This is a genomic window from Streptomyces sp. NPDC101181 (genome assembly GCF_044767975.1).
GTDB lineage: Bacteria > Actinomycetota > Actinomycetes > Streptomycetales > Streptomycetaceae > Streptomyces.
On record NZ_JBIWOX010000039.1, the window covers coordinates 1945 to 3278 of the forward strand.

A 1334-nucleotide genomic window follows, 5' to 3' on the forward strand; every position below is an offset into this window, starting at 1 on the left:
AATGACACGACTTCGGCGGTACGCTTGAGCCCCGCTACATTGTCGGCGCGGAATCACTTGACCAGTGAGCTATTACGCACTCTTTCAAGGGTGGCTGCTTCTAAGCCAACCTCCTGGTTGTCTCTGCGACTCCACATCCTTTCCCACTTAGCGTACGCTTAGGGGCCTTAGTCGATGCTCTGGGCTGTTTCCCTCTCGACCATGGAGCTTATCCCCCACAGTCTCACTGCCGCGCTCTCACTTACCGGCATTCGGAGTTTGGCTAAGGTCAGTAACCCGGTAGGGCCCATCGCCTATCCAGTGCTCTACCTCCGGCAAGAAACACACGACGCTGCACCTAAATGCATTTCGGGGAGAACCAGCTATCACGGAGTTTGATTGGCCTTTCACCCCTAACCACAGGTCATCCCCCAGGTTTTCAACCCTGGTGGGTTCGGTCCTCCACGACCTCTTACAGCCGCTTCAACCTGCCCATGGCTAGATCACTCCGCTTCGGGTCTAGAGCGTGCAACTCAACCGCCCTGTTCGGACTCGCTTTCGCTACGGCTCCCCCACACGGGTTAACCTCGCTACACACCGCTAACTCGCAGGCTCATTCTTCAAAAGGCACGCAGTCACGACTGTATGTGCAAGCACACACAGCGACGCTCCCACGGCTTGTAGGCACACGGTTTCAGGTACTATTTCACTCCGCTCCCGCGGTACTTTTCACCATTCCCTCACGGTACTATCCGCTATCGGTCACCAGGGAATATTTAGGCTTAACGGGTGGTCCCGCCAGATTCACACGGGATTTCTCGGGCCCCGTGCTACTTGGGTGTCTCTCAAACAAGCCGCTGATGTTTCAGCTACGGGGGTCTTACCCTCTACGCCGGACCTTTCGCATGTCCTTCGCCTACACCAACGGTTTCTGACTCGTCTCACAGCCGGCAGACCATGACAGAGAGATCCCACAACCCCGCATACGCAACCCCTGCCGGGTATCACACGCATACGGTTTGGCCTCATCCAGTTTCGCTCGCCACTACTCCCGGAATCACGGTTGTTTTCTCTTCCTGAGGGTACTGAGATGTTTCACTTCCCCTCGTTCCCTCCACACTGCCTATGTGTTCAGCAGCGGGTGACAGCCCATGACGACTGCCGGGTTTCCCCATTCGGAAACCCCCGGATCACAGCTCGGTTGACAACTCCCCGGGGACTATCGTGGCCTCCCACGTCCTTCATCGGTTCCTGGTGCCAAGGCATCCACCGTGCGCCCTTAAAAACTTGGCCACAGATGCTCGCGTCCACTGTGCAGTTCTCAAACAACGACCAGCCACCCACCACCCCGCCCT

Annotated in this window: 1 rRNA gene (running past one end of the window); it reads right to left on the reverse strand. The window is 57.1% G+C overall.

Features of this window, described 5'->3' with window-relative positions:
• Positions 1–1272: ribosomal RNA gene (locus ACIRRU_RS30355) — 23S ribosomal RNA — on the reverse strand (it extends 1922 nt beyond the left edge of the window).
• Positions 1273–1334: the final 62 nt, after the last annotated feature.